Origin of the sequence: Agarivorans sp. JK6, assembly GCF_045277145.1 — a bacterium.
GTDB lineage: Bacteria > Pseudomonadota > Gammaproteobacteria > Enterobacterales > Celerinatantimonadaceae > Agarivorans > Agarivorans albus.
Window position 1 is genome coordinate 2265872 of sequence record NZ_CP113525.1, and the last position, 14232, is coordinate 2280103.

Consider the following 14232-nt stretch of genomic DNA (forward strand, 5'->3'; position numbering starts at 1 on the left):
ATTAATCAATATTTACCTTAAGGCGGGCAAGGGTCTGCTAGCAATAATCCACTGGAGGGATAACAATGAACTCAAGACGTAAGTTTTTAACAAGTGCTGTTGCACTTACCGCGGGTACCATGTTGGCTCCGGCCAAAACCTTTGCCGCTAGCCCGAAGATTAAATGGCGTATGCAAACCTATGCAGGTCCAGCTTTAGCTGAGCATGTAATTAAACCGGCCATTGAAGCTTTTAACCGCATTGCCGGTGAAGAGATGCAAATTGAGCTCTATTTTGCCGATCAGCTGGTGCCAACAGGCGAGCTATTTCGCGCCATGCAAAAAGGCATCATTGATGCGGTTCAATCTGATGATGACTCTATGGCTTCGCCTACAGAAGTAACCACCTTTGGCGGTTACTTCCCATTTGGTAGCCGTTATTCACTGGATGTGCCTGTATTGTTTAATCAATATGGTTTAGACAAAATTTGGAAAGAAGAGTACGCCAAAGTAGGTGTTAAGCACATTTCTGCGGGTGCTTGGGATCCTTGTCATTTTGCCACTAAAAAACCTATTACTAGCCTTAAAGATCTTAAAGGATTAAGAGTATTTACCTTCCCAACTGCCGGTCGCTTCTTGGCTAAGTTTGGTGTGGTGCCGGTGTCTATTCCTTGGGAAGATGTTGAGGTGGCTCTGCAAACCGGCGAACTAGACGGTATTGCTTGGTCGGGCATTACCGAAGACTACACCGTGGGTTGGTCTAAGGTTACCGATTACTTCTTAACAAACAATATTTCTGGTGCCTGGATTGGTTCATTCTTTGCCAATATGGATCGCTACAATGCATTACCTGATCACCTTAAAGAGCTTCTAGGACTATGTTTAGATACGTCACATTATTACCGTCAATGGTGGTACTGGGGTGGCGAAGCTAAACTGCGAGTTGAGGGTAGTGATATGAAGCTAACTTCCATTCCTGATGAAGAATGGGCTACGGTTGAAGCAGAGGCACACGTATTCTGGGATGAAATCGCCAAAGAATCGCCAACTAAGGCTAAGATTGTAGAAATCTTTAAGAAATACAACGCTGACATGGAAAAAGCAGGTAGACCTTACCGCTACAGCTAACAAACCAGAGCAGCAACGGCGTAAGTCGTTGTTGCTGCTATTTGAAGTACAACGAAAGGGATAGCTATGGCAGCGTATCGCTGGCAACAAGGGGACACCGTATACAATTTTGGCTCACTAGCCGAGCTAATGGCAAAGGCTACCCCAGAGCGCTCGGGCGATATTCTTGCGGGTGTAAGTGCAGAAACTGCCGAGCAGCGTGTTGTTGCGCAAATGACATTAGCTAACTTGCCTATAAAAACCTTTCTAAACGAAGTGCTGGTTCCCTATGAAACAGACGAGATTACCCGACTAATTATTGATAGCCACGACAGCGTGGCATTTGCGCCTATATCGCATATGACCGTTGGGGATCTTCGCAATTGGTTACTAAGTGACGAAGCCGACGCTGAAGCGTTAGCGGCACTCCGGCCTGGGCTTAGCCCAGAAATGGTTGCAGCAGTAAGCAAGATAATGCGTAATCAAGATTTAATCTTGGTAGCGAAAAAGTGTCGTGTAATCACGGCATTTCGTAACACAGTTGGATTAGAAAATCGACTATCTACTCGTTTACAGCCTAATCACCCAACAGACTCTTTAGATGGCATTGCCGCGACAATCTTTGATGGCTTGATGTATGGCAATGGTGACGCCGTAATAGGCATTAACCCAGCCACTGATAATGTTCCGCAAACTATCAAGCTCCTAAACTTTTTAGACGAAGTCATTCAGCACTATCAAATTCCAACTCAGTCTTGTGTATTGACTCATGTGACAAACACCATAGAAACCATAGACAAAGGTGCGCCTGTTGATCTGGTTTTTCAATCCATTGGCGGAACACAAGGCACCAATGACACCTTTGGTGTAAATCTCAATGTGCTGCAAGAAGCTCAAGACGCCGCATTGTCGTTAAAACGCGGCACCGTTGGCAATAACGTGATGTACTTTGAAACCGGCCAGGGAACGTCGTTATCGGCAGATGCTTATTTTGGGGTTGATCAGCAAACCTGCGAAGCCAGGGCTTATGCAGTAGCACGCCACTTCGATCCGTTTTTGGTGAATACGGTTGTAGGTTTTATTGGCCCTGAATATCTGTTTGATGGTAAACAAATAATTCGTGCAGGTTTAGAGGATCATTTTTGTGGCAAGTTGCTTGGCCTTCCGATGGGCTGTGACATTTGCTACACCAACCATGCTTATGCCGATCAAAATGACATGGACAATTTGCTTACCTTACTGGGGGTGGCTGGTTGCTCGTTTATTATGGGCATTCCTGGTTCTGACGATATCATGCTTAATTATCAAACAACCTCCTTTCACGATGCGCTTTATGCTCGCAAAGTGCTCGGCTTAAAACCTGCGCCAGAGTTTGAGACATGGTTAAGTAATATGGATATATTTAGTGATGTAGATAAAGTGCAACTAAATCAAAATCTTGCCCAAACATTTAGCTCGCCTATCTCTTTAGTTGAGAAAAATGAATTATGAGTAAGCCTTCTACAAAATCAAGCGGCAAGGCTATTGGCTTAGTCACCGAAAATCCTTGGCAGGCTTTAAAGCAGTTTACGTCGGCACGTATTGCGCTTGGACGCGCTGGAACCAGTATACCAACACAGCAGCTGCTACCTTTTCAACTGGACCATGCTCGTGCGATAGACGCGGTGCATAAGGCCTTAGCTGTAGAAAGTCTTATAGAGCAACTACAAGCTTCATCGACTGTTCAAACGCATATAAAACATACTCCCATGGTAGTAAGCAGCAAAGCTAATGATCGAATGACTTATCTACAGCGCCCCGATCTTGGCCGCCAACTCTGCGAAGCCTCGTGGCAAAGTTTGCTAAAGCATCGGGGGAAAAGTAGTCAAGAGTATGACTTAGCTATTGTTGTAGCTGATGGGCTTTCTTCAACCGCTATTCAACGCCATGCTGCGCCGGTGATAGAAAGTTTGGTGACCAAGTTAACTAAGGATGATAAATACCCTTGGTCTTTGGCGCCTTTAACCATTGTTACACAGGGGCGCGTAGCGGTGGGAGATGATGTAGGTGAGTGTTTAAAGGCTAAAATCACCCTAATTTTAATTGGCGAACGTCCTGGTCTTACATCGCCTGACAGCATGGGTATTTATATTACTTGGAACCCTAAACGCGGAGCTAAAGATTCAAGCAGAAACTGCATTTCCAACATACGACCAGAAGGCCTTTGTTATGAAGAAGCCAGCCATAAGGCCTTTTACTTATTAACCGAGTCAATGAAAACTAAATGTACAGGCATAGGTTTAAAAGACCGTTCATTGGTGGTTGAAGACAGTTCAAATCTCGAATCTAGCCCCAAAAGCCAATTTCTAGTGTCGGCTGCCAAAGATAAATAATCTCGTTAATCCCAAGACTTAGTCAGCCAATTTCTCGCAACTAGTGATTGTTAATTGATGAACTTTATAAGTTATATTGATAATATTAATTATTAACTGAGTGTTTTGGCTTATTTAGGAACAAATTCTCTATGTCTTTTAAAACTTTATATCAATTCGCTGTGCTGCTGAGCTTAGCGTGTTTTAGTTTATTTGCACTAGCAAGTGGTGAGCAGCAAATCGCCTCGGCTTTTAAGAACAAAGTCAGTGATTTGCAGGTTAATAGCTCAGGTTACGTTGTAAGAGTATTAGCGGATGACGAGCAGGGCTCACGCCATCAACGATTTATTCTTAAGTTAAACAATGGCCAAACCCTGTTGATTGCTCACAATATCGATTTAGCCCCGCGCCTCAAAAACTTAAGAGTAGGGGATAAGGTAGAGTTTTTCGGTGAGTACGAATGGAACAATAAGGGTGGAGTGATTCATTGGACTCATCATGATCCCGCTGGTCGCCACGTCGACGGTTGGTTAAAGCATCGCGGTGTGCAATACGATTGATACTACCGGCATTGAGAACTGATTATTATTAAACAAGGAAGTGTGTATGTTTAAGCGGTATTGTAAAAAGTGTGGTGAAGAAACCGATCACAAAGAGTTAATGAAACAAAAACCGTCTAAATATGGCACTAGCAAAACTGAACAGCTTAAAGCGTTTATGGAAGGCTTTTTTGGTGGTACTGCAAGTGCGGTTGGCGCCTCTTTAGATTTGTTAGACCGCTACATAGTATGCCAACAATGTGGCTGCAAAACCTTAGATAATAAGGGTGACGAGTTTCAATAAGGCAATAAACAAAGAGCGCTTAAGCGCTCTTTTTTATAAGAAGGTAAGTGGTTAAACGCCAAACTCTGCTTTTATCTGCTCTAGCCAACCAGCCATTCGTTCTGCATGTAACTCACTTTGGTTATCGTTATCTAGCACTAGCCCTGCAAATTTACCGTTGTCTAACAAGGCTGATGAATCATCAAACTCGTAGCCCTCTGCTGGCCATTCGCCAACGAGATCTGCGCCGGTTTCTGCGATGGCGTCGTAAAGCTCACCTAATCCATCTACAAACTCGCTAGCGTAGTTTACTTGGTCGCCTAAACCAAACAACGCGACTTTTATGCCGGAGAAATCTGCAACTTCTAATTGCGGTAAAAACTCGTCCCAGCTTTCTGCTTGGCAATCTGCGGCTAGACCGGGTAGTTGGCCTTCGCCTAAAGTTGGGGTGCCTAGGATTAACATTTTGTAACTGCTTAGGGTGTCGATATCAACGCGATTAATATTAAGCGGTTTGTCGCTAAGATCAGCGCCTAATTGCTGATGAATTTGCTTAGCAATTTTTCGTGTTGTTCCGGTGTCTGTCCCAAAAAAGATTCCTACATCTGCCATGATAGTACTCCTTAAATAGCTGGCTTATATAACTTATTGCAAGATGTAATCCACTAAATATATTTCGCAATTACAATGACTTATGATTATCGCTTATTGTTTTTGTTATAAATACAACAGAGCTATTGTTGAAGATTGTTTGTTTTAAGACGAAGCGAGCAGATGAATAGAAGCAAATAAGCAATAAGTTGTTAGCTTATTGCTTATTTGATTTAGAACTAGACTCTGGTCTGTTGCTTAATCATCATCGTCTTCATCTTCTTCTATTGGGGGCTTCCATGTGATAGGCCGATAAACTTCTATTCGGTCTCCTGCAACCAACTGACTTTCTAAGGTCACAAACTTTCCAAATACTCCCACTTTTTGTTTATCCAGTTGTATTTCCGGGCATAAATCTAAGATGCCTGATTGATGCAAGGCGTTAATCACGCTGCTTTCTTCTACCACTTCTACATTAATGCAAAGTTGCTGCTGAGGAGTTGCGTAGGCAATGCTCACTAACATAGTAACCTCCTATTGCTGAACGCTAACTTTGGCTGAGCAAACTGCTGCTGGTTTCGCTCTGTTTTCTAGTTTTTGCTGGATGAGTCTATGCAGGCTAAGCAATCCACCAAGAACTAAAAATCCACCAGGCGGTAAAATTACTAACAGCAGCCCTCGGTAATCGGGGATTATGGTGAACTCTATGGCTTTGAAAGCAGGGCCCAACAATATGTGAGCGTCGGCAAACAAGGTGCCTGAGCCAATAATCTCCCGTACACCACCTAAAAACACCAATACCCAGGTAAAACCAATGCCCATTGCAAAACCATCTATTATTGCGGGTACTGGAGCCTGTTTGCTGGCGAAGGATTCTACTCGGCCCAAAATGGCGCAGTTGGTGACAATAAGCGGAATAAAAAGGCCTAATACTTTATGTAGCGGATGAACCCAAGCATTCAATAACATATCGGTAATGGTTACCAAGGTGGCTATCATCAAAATGTTTATTGGGATGCGCACCGCGCGGCTAACATAGTTTTTGCTTAGGGCGCTGATCAAGTTTGCCATTACCATCACCACCAAACTCGCTAAGCCAAGGCCTAAACCGTTGGTCGCGCTAGACGTTACCGCCAACAACGGACAAAGAGCTAAACACTGGCCAAGTACCACATTGTTATTCCATAAACCGTCGGCAATGATGTTTTTGTATTTACTCATGCCTTCTCTCCCTGTTTTAACTCTAAATCCTTTAAAGCTTGATGCACTGCGTTTACTACTGCGCGTGGTGTGATGGTAGCGCCGGTAAATTGATCAAACTCTCCACCGTCTTTTTTTACGGCCCATGCCTTTTTTGAAGTATTACTCAGGCTTTTTTGGTTAAAACTTAAAATCCAAGGATGTTTGGCTACTTCAATTTTGTCGCCAAGACCGGGTGTTTCGCTATGGCTTAATACACGAACGCCTAAGATAGCGAGAGATGCGTCTACACCAACTAATAAGTTAATTGGGCCAGCGTAGCCTTTAGCTGTAACTTGCACTACGTAGCCGCTGGTTTGGCCTTGTTGGTCTAGCGCGTTGTAAACGGTGTAGTTTCGCTGCTCAACTTCAAAAGGGTGCTCGGTAGCTAACAAGGCATTTTGGTAGTAAGAACTTGGCATGACTAAATCAATAGCCGCCAGCTTGTCTTCGTTTACACGTTGGGCGATTACTGGCGCTGTAATTGTGTTTAAACCCAACAACAGTGCGCTAGAGAGGCCCACAGCAACGGCTAACGAAATAGATTGGTAGATACTGCTGTTAATATGTTTTTCAACGCAAGGTAAGGTCATGATTAAGCTCCTTTGCTGCGTTTAAATAATGATTGGCTGCCAAATATTTTTGGCCTTAAATAGTGGTCTATTACTGGTGTACCCGCATTCATGATTAGCACCGCAAATGCAACGCCTTCTGGATAGCTACCAAAGCTACGAATTAGCCAAATAAGTAAGCCACAACCAGCACCAAACAGTATTTGGCCTCGAGGGCTAGTGGGCGAAGTGACTAAATCGGTAGCAATGAAAAAGGCCGCTAACATGGCTCCACCAGAAAACAAATGTGCTAATCCTGAGGCAAAGTCTTGAGGATGCAGCCAGTGCGCAATACTCGCAGGAATAGTTAAGCCAAGCAGCAACGCGCAGGGTATATAAGGGCGAATGATGCCGCGCCAAATTAAAAACAGTCCGCCTAAGGCTATAAGCAAGGCGCTTGTTTCTCCTAAGCTACCGGCATGTTCACCAAGTAATAGCCCCTTCCATTCAACGATTTGATTTAAATCAGCGAGAGGGGTTGCCGAGCTTACGCCGTCGATGCCTAACCATTGTTGACTAAATATTAAGCCTTCAGAACCAACGCTTGGGATACTGATGGCTTGCCAGTTAGTTAGTTCTATAGGAAAACAGATTAACAGCATTACCCGACCTAACATGGCGGGGTTAAAAGGGTTGTGCCCAAGACCGCCGTATACATGTTTGCCAATCACAATGGCAAATATGCAGCCAAAACTAGCTACCCACCATGGGGTACTGGCAGGTAAACTCATCGCTAGCAGCAGCGCGGTAAGCAGTGATGAACCATCTATACTGCTTAACCAGTTTTTACCTTGCAGTTGCAGACACATTACCTCGCTAAGCCAAGCACTAATGCAGCAACTAACAATGACTAATGCAGCAGGCAAGCCAAAAATCCATACCCCATATAAAGCCGCTGGACTAAGAGCGAGTACTACCAAATACATAATGTTAGTAGTGGATAAACCCGAGTGGGTATGTGGTGCTGCTATTGGGTTGTTTATAGCCATTAGCTTTCTCCTTGAGTACTGCGAGAACGAGCAGGGCGTTTACGTTTGGCTGCTTTGGCTGCTTTTTTAGCTGCTGCTTCGCGGGCTAAGCGTTGTTGACGTGCCTCGGTAAGTTGGCGAGCTAAGTTTGATTTCTGCATCATGCTACGTTGTGCGTTGATGTTAGATTTTGCGTGCTGGAAATACTGCACGAGAGGAATACTAGAAGGGCAAATGTAACTGCAAGCACCACACAATAGGCAGGAGTCTAAGCCAAATTCTTGTGCGCCTTGCCAGTCATCATTATTGCTGTGTGCTGCCATTTGAAAGGGCATTAAGCCCATTGGGCATACTTTTACGCAGTTACCACAGCGCACGCAGTCTTGGCTTTGCCGCTGGTTAATTTGCTCTTCGCTTAAGGCTAAAAGACCGCCGACACTTTTATCTATTGGCACAAAGGGCGATGGCAATACTTGTCCCATCATTGGGCCACCAGCAATCATCCTTTTCGCTTCGGCTTTAAGGCCGCCACATTCTGCAATAACTTGTGATACTAAGCTGCCAATGGGCACGGTAATATTGGCGGGAGCCTCGATGGCATCTCCAGATACGGTGATCACGCGTTCGATCAGGGGGCGCTGATAACGCACTGCTTGGTAAACCGCTTTAGCTGTAGCGACGTTGTGCACCAATATGCCTTGAGCAGTACTTAACTGCCCAGGACCAATAGCAATACCGGTGACTGCTTTAATTAAATGACGCTCAGAGCCCATGGGGTAAAGGCTGGGCACAATTTTAAGGCTGATCCCACTAAAGCCATCACTCGCTTGTTTGATGGCATTAATCGCTTCTGGTTTGTTATCTTCAATCGCAATAATGGAGTTAGTCGCGCCAATGGCTTTTGCCATTACCTTTATCCCCGCGATGATCTCAGCCGCTTGTTCGCGCATAAGGCGATCATCACAGGTTAAGTAAGGTTCACATTCACCACCATTAATGAGCAAGGTATGAACTTTAGACTTACGGGCTAAACGAAGCTTTATCCCGGTTGGAAAACCTGCTCCGCCTAGGCCAACAATGCCAGCTTCGAGTACTCGTTCAATAATTTGTTCGTGGCTAAGTTTTTGGTAGTCGCTTGGCGGGTAATCAATACCCCAGTGTTTGTCACCGTTATTGGCAATGACCAAGGTCTGGCTTTTAATTCCAGATGGGTGGCTACTTAAGTAGGGCTTTATGTCTACTACAGTGCCATTTACTGGTGAGTGTAAAGGCACCGTCATGTCGTTACTGCCACGGGCGATAAGTTGGCCTTTAACTACTGTGTCACCAACCGCTACGAGGCTGTTAAGCATGGAGCCATTTCGCTGTTGCATACCTAAGTACACCCGGCCAGGCACAAAGCCTTTGCTAATGTCTTGTTGCTGGGTAAGCTCTTTATAGCCCTTGGGGTGAACGCCACCGCTAAACGGTTTAGGTTTTAGATTAAACATAGTCACTCCTTAAGCCGTTTGAGGTTTTGGCCATTGCCAAGTATTAAGCTGTACTTGCTGGGCTTGCATGCTTAAACACCCCTGCGGGCAAGCTTTCTCACACAAACGACAACCTGTACAAACCTGACTAATGACCGTGTGCATCTGTTTACTGGCGCCAACAATGGCATCAAAGGGACAGGCTTTAAAACAGCGAGTGCAGCCGCTGCATTGGCTTTCTTCTATATAAGCCACAACAGGCACTGCATCGGGATCATTACTCACTTCTACGCCTAGTAAGTTGGCTATGCTGGCTGCAAGGCCATTTCCGCCTGGCGGGCAGCTGGTAGGAGCCAAATTACCTTTAACCATGGCCTCTGCTGCTTGACGACAGCCCGGTTCGCCACATTGACCACATTGGCCACCGGGTAGCATGGCTTCGAGTTCATCGACTCGTGGATCGCCTTCTACTTTTAGTGCTTTAGAGGCCCAACCCAGCAATGCTCCAAGGCTTGCTCCTAGTAGGATTAGTAAAATGATTGATATTAAAATCATGGCTTTCTCCTATTAGTTCACTAAGCCGCTAAAACCTAAAAAGGCCATCGACAGTAATCCTGCGGTAATGAATGCTATCGGTAAGCCTGCAAATGCTGCTGGTACTTTGGCTAGTTTTAAGCGTTGGCGTAAGCCAGCAAATAACACGATCACTAAGCTAAAACCTGCTGCAGAACCAAAGGCATAACAAAGGGTTTGTAAAAAGTTCATGTTGTTTTGAACTACCAGTAAGGCAACGCCTAACACAGCGCAGTTGGTGGTAATAAGGGGCAGGAATATGCCTAAGGCTTGGTAAAGCTCGGGGCTATTTTTTTGAATGATCAGTTCGGTAAGTTGAACCACAGCAGCTATGACCAAAATGAGCACTAAAATTCGCATAACCTGAATGCCTAAGGGAGCAAGTAGCAGTGCTTCTATTAGCCAAGCGGCGATAGCCGCTAAGCACAATACAAAGGTGGTTGCTAAACCCATACCCAAGGCGCTATCGATTTTGTTCGATACCCCCATAAACGGACACAAACCAAGAAACTTGCCTAACACCACGTTATTTACCACGGCAGTGCTAATAAAAATGAGAAGGTAGTCGGCCATCAAATACTCCACACAGTTGTACTACTAATGGCAGTACTGCATTGCATGTACCAAGTTGGTGAAATGAACCATATTGGGGAAAGAACCCGAGTAATACGGGGCTTTAGTCGCTTGTGGGCAGAGTTTCTAAGGGAAATTTTAGGGTGACAAATACAACAATTTTAACTGATAGATTAGTTAAAATTGTTGTAAATCAAACAATGTTTATTCAGCCGACCCTTGTGGCACGTAGTGTCGCAGGGAGGAATGCCGCTTGCATTGTAGTTGTATGTTCAGCGATTAACTCAGCAATGCAAAGGATTGATTGAATGATGAATGAACTTAAATCTACCTTAGAGCAGGCCTTTGAAGACCTTGCTCCATTAAGTGAAAACCAAATCCTATCGCAATGCTTTAGTGTGTTAGAGCAAATGCCAATGGCTATGTCGGTGAGTGATTTAAACGCAAACTTTATGTTTGTGAATAAGCGGTTTGCCGAGATCACCGGATACGAGCAAAAGGACTTGATAGGAAAAAACCATTCTTTACTTAGTTATAAAACAACGCCAAACGAGGTTTACCAAGGACTATGGGGCTGCATAAGTAGCGGAGGGAGTTGGCAAGGGCGTTTAGTTAACAAGAAGAAAAATGGTCAACGCTATCTTGCAGAGTTATCGATAACCGGCTTACGTAACCAGCAAGGCAATATTACCCACTATATGAGTGTTCATCGAGATATTAGTGAACGCCATCAGCAACAAACTATAGCGGCTAATCAAAAGTTAATGGTTGAAGCAGTGCTGAATACAGCGCCGGTTGCTATCGCCTTGCTCGACCAAAGTCATCAAGTTGTGCTAGATAACCTTTCTTACAAAACCTTGCGCAGTGATTTTAGCGATGAACCGGTAGCGATTGCTTTAAATCAGTTAAAAGGTAAACAGGAAGTTGATGGCTCGTTTAACGAAGGGCAGACCTTTAACGTTGAAGTAGGTAAGGGCAAGCGTAAACGCTGGTTTAGCTGTTGTGTGTCTACGGTGAATATCAGTGGGTCTGAGGTTGATGATTATTTTGTACCCAAAGTTAGCCGCTACTTGGTTATTACCTTAAGTGAAGTGACCAAAGAACGACGCCGCCAAGCCCAGCAACAGTTATCGGAGTTGCGCCGTTCCACAGAAGAGTCAGAAGCCTTACACAGTATGCAAGAGGCGCTGCATGCGGCAATTCATCAGATCCAAGGGCCAATCAACATGATTGATTCAGCCTTACAGATGTTCTGTGGTGTATCAAATAGTTGTGCCAGAACGGCTGCAATGCAAGCGGGTTTACAAGCAGGCCACGCTGCAATTGCCCAACTAGAAAGCGCCTTACCGCGTAAACCCTACGAGGCTAGCCAGTCGGTAAACATTAATCAATTGGTGCATGAAGTGACCGAGTTATCCAGCGACCGTTTACTAAATCGCAGCATTACTATGCAACTAAGTTTAAACGGTACATTGCCTTCGTTAACTGGACAGCCTTCTCGTATTCGAGTGGCCTTAAAACAGCTTATAGATAATGCGATAGAAGCTATCGATTACGGCAAGAAAACACGCCGTGAAATTGTTTGTAGCACCCAGTTAGTTGATGACGAAATAGAAGTCACTGTCGAAGACAGTGGGCCAGGCATTAAAAAAGAGTTGCAGCTAAAAGTGTTTGAACCCTTCTACAGTACCAAACCAAACAATAACAGCGGATGTCGTGGTGTTGGTTTGAGCATTGTGCAGCAAGTAGTGAGTGAACACAGCGGTACCGTTCAGTACTTATCAACTTCATTAGGCGGCTGTAAAGCTCGCATCGTTCTTCCTCTTCGTAGCCGTAAGCGAGGTGAATAATGGACTATTCAACAAAACGAGAATCACATATCGCCGAGCAACACTTGGCAGCTTTGTACGACGTAAGCAGCGTATTAACCAATAGCTTGGATTACAAACAAAGCGTAAACAAAGTGCTGCAAGTGTTGCACGACAAAGCCATGTTACAACACGCAATGTTAGCGCTCATTGCCGAAAACGAGCAAATGCTTAGCGTTGATACAGTGCATACGCCGAATCATGCCAACGATAGTGTTGCTAAAAACATCCGTTATCGACCAGGCGAGGGCATCGTTGGTACGGTGTTAACACAGAAACAGCCTATTGTTTTAAGCAAAGTGTCTAATGATTTACGCTTTGCAGATAAACTTGATTTGTATGCATTAGATTTACCATTTATTGCTGTACCGATTAAGAAATCCAATGAAGTATTAGGCGTATTGGCGGCTCAACCACAAATAGATGCTCCAGAAAAACTAGCTTTGTTTACCCGATTTTTGGAGATGACCGCAAACCTAATTGCAAAAAGTGTATTGCTTGCCAAAGACGTTGCTGTGCAAACTGACCAATTGGAGGCTGAACGCGACAGGTTAAGACGCAAAGTAAGAAGCAACTACAGTATGGACAACATCGTTGGTCATTCTCGGGTAATGCGCAGAGTGTTTGAGCAAATTCGCTTAGTGTCTAAATGGGACAGTACGGTACTTATTCGCGGTGAGTCCGGCACCGGTAAAGAGCTTATTGCTAATGCTATTCACTACAACTCGCCTAGAGCTACTGGGCCTTTTATTAAATTAAACTGCGCAGCCTTACCCGACAACTTGTTAGAGTCGGAGTTGTTTGGTCATGAAAAGGGCGCGTTCACCGGAGCGGTAAAACAGCGCAAAGGTCGTTTTGAAATGGCTGACGGTGGCACCCTGTTTTTAGATGAAATTGGTGAAATTTCTTCAGCCTTTCAAGCCAAGTTATTGCGTGTATTACAGGAAGGGGAATTTGAGCGAGTAGGCAGTACCCAAACCATTAACGTAGATGTGCGTATTTTGGCGGCAACAAATCGAAACCTAGAAGAAGAGGTTAAGCAAGATCGTTTCCGCGAAGATTTGTATTACCGACTAAATGTTATGCCGATGTTCCCGCCATCGCTGCGGGACAGAATTGAAGACTTACCCGACTTAGCTGAGTTTTTGATTGAAAAACTGGCTAAACAACAACGGCGCAAGCTACAGCTTACCGATGGCGCCATTCGTATGATGATGGCCTATGACTGGCCCGGTAATGTTCGTCAGTTGGAGAACCTGCTCGAACGCGCATCGGTGATGAGCGAAAGTGGGGTAATTGATCAAGATTTAATTGTTATCGATGGTTTAGATGGCCCTAAAATTAGTCCACGGCCAAGCATCGAAAAAGTTAACTTGGAAAGCCAGGAAATGGACGAGAGGGAGCGAGTTATTGCAGCCTTAGAGCAAGCTGGATGGGTGCAAGCTAAAGCTGCTCGCCTACTCAATATGACACCAAGGCAAATAGCTTATCGTATTCAAGTAATGAATATTAACGTTAGACAGCTTTAATGGAACAGCTGGCATTTAGCGATGTAACGGACCTATGCCAGTTTATGCAACAGCGGCTTAGCTATACAAATCAACAACAGCGTAAGCAAGCCGCTTTAAATGGCTTCTGGTGGAAAACTCCGTCTGAAACTTTACGCGATGGTCATGGCTTTTGCTATGACCTAGCCGCTTTCGCTTTGCATCATCTGCCTTCATCTTTGTTACCCCAAGCCAAGCTTCTGTTGGTTGTTTGGGGTGACTTTGGTAATCAATCAAATGCAGGCCACTTTGTTTGTACCTTTAAAATCCAAAAATCCTTTTACAGCATCGGCAATGGGCGACTTAAAGGTCCTTTTACCTTCTCGGCACTACTACAATCAGCATCTCGGAGTAATCAGGTCATTGTATATAAATGGCTGTTATTGAGGGATATTAGCTACCACATTAGTTATAAAGAGATGGCAAAATTTATCTGCGATTAACACCGCCACTCTGTCGCGTTTACAACAAATACGACATACAAGCTTACTTTTAAGGTGTTTGTTCGATTTAAGTAACTGTATTTAAAGAAAAA

16 protein-coding genes are annotated in these 14232 nt (G+C 44.5%); 8 read left to right on the top strand and 8 right to left on the bottom strand.

What is annotated here, in order from left to right; all coding sequences use genetic code 11:
- The first annotated feature begins 65 nt into the window (after positions 1 to 65).
- From OV592_RS10535 to OV592_RS10555, 5 genes are all read left to right on the top strand, one after another.
- Positions 66 to 1106: a TRAP transporter substrate-binding protein gene (locus tag OV592_RS10535; protein WP_152784836.1), complete on the top strand. Its 1041-nt coding sequence runs from the start codon at positions 66 to 68 to the stop codon at positions 1104 to 1106.
- A gap of 66 nt (positions 1107 to 1172) precedes the next feature.
- Complete coding sequence (locus tag OV592_RS10540; RefSeq protein ID WP_406611351.1) at positions 1173 to 2576, top strand: ethanolamine ammonia-lyase subunit EutB; 1404 nt, start codon at positions 1173 to 1175, stop codon at positions 2574 to 2576.
- Entirely contained in the window at positions 2573 to 3457 is an 885-nt protein-coding gene (gene eutC, locus OV592_RS10545; protein ID WP_406611352.1) for an ethanolamine ammonia-lyase subunit EutC, read from the top strand. The genes OV592_RS10540 and eutC overlap by 4 nt, the downstream gene beginning before the upstream one ends.
- Before the next feature lie 131 nt (positions 3458 to 3588).
- On the top strand, positions 3589 to 3996 hold the full coding sequence (locus OV592_RS10550) for a DUF3465 domain-containing protein (protein WP_406611353.1): 408 nt from the start codon (positions 3589 to 3591) through the stop codon (positions 3994 to 3996).
- A 46-nt stretch (positions 3997 to 4042) separates the two neighbouring features.
- Positions 4043 to 4279 carry a hypothetical protein gene (locus OV592_RS10555; protein ID WP_406611354.1) on the top strand — a complete coding sequence of 79 codons (237 nt, stop codon included), beginning with the start codon at positions 4043 to 4045 and terminating at the stop codon, positions 4277 to 4279.
- 51 nt (positions 4280 to 4330) lie between these two features.
- On the opposite strand, the gene OV592_RS10560 is transcribed toward OV592_RS10555, so the two are convergent.
- The 8 genes from OV592_RS10560 to rsxA all read right to left on the bottom strand — a co-directional run bounded on the left by OV592_RS10560 (position 4331) and on the right by rsxA (position 10282).
- Positions 4331 to 4870, bottom strand: coding sequence for a flavodoxin (locus OV592_RS10560; RefSeq protein ID WP_016401533.1), 540 nt, complete (start codon positions 4868 to 4870; stop codon positions 4331 to 4333).
- 237 nt (positions 4871 to 5107) lie between these two features.
- The gene (locus tag OV592_RS10565) at positions 5108 to 5374 is read right to left on the bottom strand and encodes an RnfH family protein (protein WP_406611355.1); all 267 of its coding nucleotides are present in this window, start codon (positions 5372 to 5374) and stop codon (positions 5108 to 5110) included.
- A gap of 9 nt (positions 5375 to 5383) precedes the next feature.
- Positions 5384 to 6070, bottom strand: coding sequence for an electron transport complex subunit E (locus OV592_RS10570; RefSeq protein WP_016401531.1), 687 nt, complete (start codon positions 6068 to 6070; stop codon positions 5384 to 5386).
- Entirely contained in the window at positions 6067 to 6681 is a 615-nt protein-coding gene (rsxG, locus tag OV592_RS10575; protein ID WP_338626358.1) for an electron transport complex subunit RsxG, read from the bottom strand. The genes OV592_RS10570 and rsxG overlap by 4 nt, the downstream gene beginning before the upstream one ends.
- A 2-nt stretch (positions 6682 to 6683) precedes the next feature.
- The gene (locus OV592_RS10580) at positions 6684 to 7688 is read right to left on the bottom strand and encodes an RnfABCDGE type electron transport complex subunit D (RefSeq protein WP_406611356.1); all 1005 of its coding nucleotides are present in this window, start codon (positions 7686 to 7688) and stop codon (positions 6684 to 6686) included.
- The gene (rsxC, locus tag OV592_RS10585; RefSeq protein WP_406611357.1) at positions 7688 to 9157 is read right to left on the bottom strand and encodes an electron transport complex subunit RsxC; all 1470 of its coding nucleotides are present in this window, start codon (positions 9155 to 9157) and stop codon (positions 7688 to 7690) included. Before rsxC ends, OV592_RS10580 begins: the two co-directional genes overlap by 1 nt.
- Positions 9158 to 9166: 9 nt before the next feature.
- Entirely contained in the window at positions 9167 to 9691 is a 525-nt protein-coding gene (locus tag OV592_RS10590) for an RnfABCDGE type electron transport complex subunit B (protein WP_338626361.1), read from the bottom strand.
- 12 nt (positions 9692 to 9703) lie between these two features.
- A complete protein-coding gene (gene rsxA, locus OV592_RS10595; RefSeq protein WP_152784850.1) occupies positions 9704 to 10282 on the bottom strand; it encodes an electron transport complex subunit RsxA in 579 nt (192 codons plus the stop codon).
- 308 nt (positions 10283 to 10590) lie between these two features.
- Here rsxA and nifL point away from each other — a divergent pair, with 308 nt between their 5' ends.
- From nifL to OV592_RS10610, 3 genes are read left to right on the top strand one after another with little or no spacing between them, the layout of a single operon-like run.
- Positions 10591 to 12132, top strand: coding sequence for a nitrogen fixation negative regulator NifL (nifL, locus tag OV592_RS10600; RefSeq protein WP_406611358.1), 1542 nt, complete (start codon positions 10591 to 10593; stop codon positions 12130 to 12132).
- The gene (gene nifA, locus OV592_RS10605; RefSeq protein ID WP_406611359.1) at positions 12132 to 13679 is read left to right on the top strand and encodes a nif-specific transcriptional activator NifA; all 1548 of its coding nucleotides are present in this window, start codon (positions 12132 to 12134) and stop codon (positions 13677 to 13679) included. The genes nifL and nifA overlap by 1 nt, the downstream gene beginning before the upstream one ends.
- A complete protein-coding gene (locus OV592_RS10610) occupies positions 13679 to 14140 on the top strand; it encodes a hypothetical protein (protein WP_406611360.1) in 462 nt (153 codons plus the stop codon). The genes nifA and OV592_RS10610 overlap by 1 nt, the downstream gene beginning before the upstream one ends.
- Positions 14141 to 14232: the final 92 nt, after the last annotated feature.

What these genes read in the sequence shown, in the direction of transcription:
- OV592_RS10535 (WP_152784836.1), top strand. Translation starts at nt 66, where the DNA reads ATGAACTCAAGACGTAAGTTTTTAACAAGTGCTGTTGCACTTACCGCG.
- OV592_RS10540 (WP_406611351.1), top strand. Translation starts at nt 1,173, where the DNA reads ATGGCAGCGTATCGCTGGCAACAAGGGGACACCGTATACAATTTTGGC.
- eutC (WP_406611352.1), top strand. Translation starts at nt 2,573, where the DNA reads ATGAGTAAGCCTTCTACAAAATCAAGCGGCAAGGCTATTGGCTTAGTC.
- OV592_RS10550 (WP_406611353.1), top strand. Translation starts at nt 3,589, where the DNA reads ATGTCTTTTAAAACTTTATATCAATTCGCTGTGCTGCTGAGCTTAGCG.
- OV592_RS10555 (WP_406611354.1), top strand. Translation starts at nt 4,043, where the DNA reads ATGTTTAAGCGGTATTGTAAAAAGTGTGGTGAAGAAACCGATCACAAA.
- OV592_RS10560 (WP_016401533.1), bottom strand. Translation starts at nt 4,870, where the DNA reads ATGGCAGATGTAGGAATCTTTTTTGGGACAGACACCGGAACAACACGA.
- OV592_RS10565 (WP_406611355.1), bottom strand. Translation starts at nt 5,374, where the DNA reads ATGTTAGTGAGCATTGCCTACGCAACTCCTCAGCAGCAACTTTGCATT.
- OV592_RS10570 (WP_016401531.1), bottom strand. Translation starts at nt 6,070, where the DNA reads ATGAGTAAATACAAAAACATCATTGCCGACGGTTTATGGAATAACAAT.
- rsxG (WP_338626358.1), bottom strand. Translation starts at nt 6,681, where the DNA reads ATGACCTTACCTTGCGTTGAAAAACATATTAACAGCAGTATCTACCAA.
- OV592_RS10580 (WP_406611356.1), bottom strand. Translation starts at nt 7,688, where the DNA reads ATGGCTATAAACAACCCAATAGCAGCACCACATACCCACTCGGGTTTA.
- rsxC (WP_406611357.1), bottom strand. Translation starts at nt 9,157, where the DNA reads ATGTTTAATCTAAAACCTAAACCGTTTAGCGGTGGCGTTCACCCCAAG.
- OV592_RS10590 (WP_338626361.1), bottom strand. Translation starts at nt 9,691, where the DNA reads ATGATTTTAATATCAATCATTTTACTAATCCTACTAGGAGCAAGCCTT.
- rsxA (WP_152784850.1), bottom strand. Translation starts at nt 10,282, where the DNA reads ATGGCCGACTACCTTCTCATTTTTATTAGCACTGCCGTGGTAAATAAC.
- nifL (WP_406611358.1), top strand. Translation starts at nt 10,591, where the DNA reads ATGATGAATGAACTTAAATCTACCTTAGAGCAGGCCTTTGAAGACCTT.
- nifA (WP_406611359.1), top strand. Translation starts at nt 12,132, where the DNA reads ATGGACTATTCAACAAAACGAGAATCACATATCGCCGAGCAACACTTG.
- OV592_RS10610 (WP_406611360.1), top strand. Translation starts at nt 13,679, where the DNA reads ATGGAACAGCTGGCATTTAGCGATGTAACGGACCTATGCCAGTTTATG.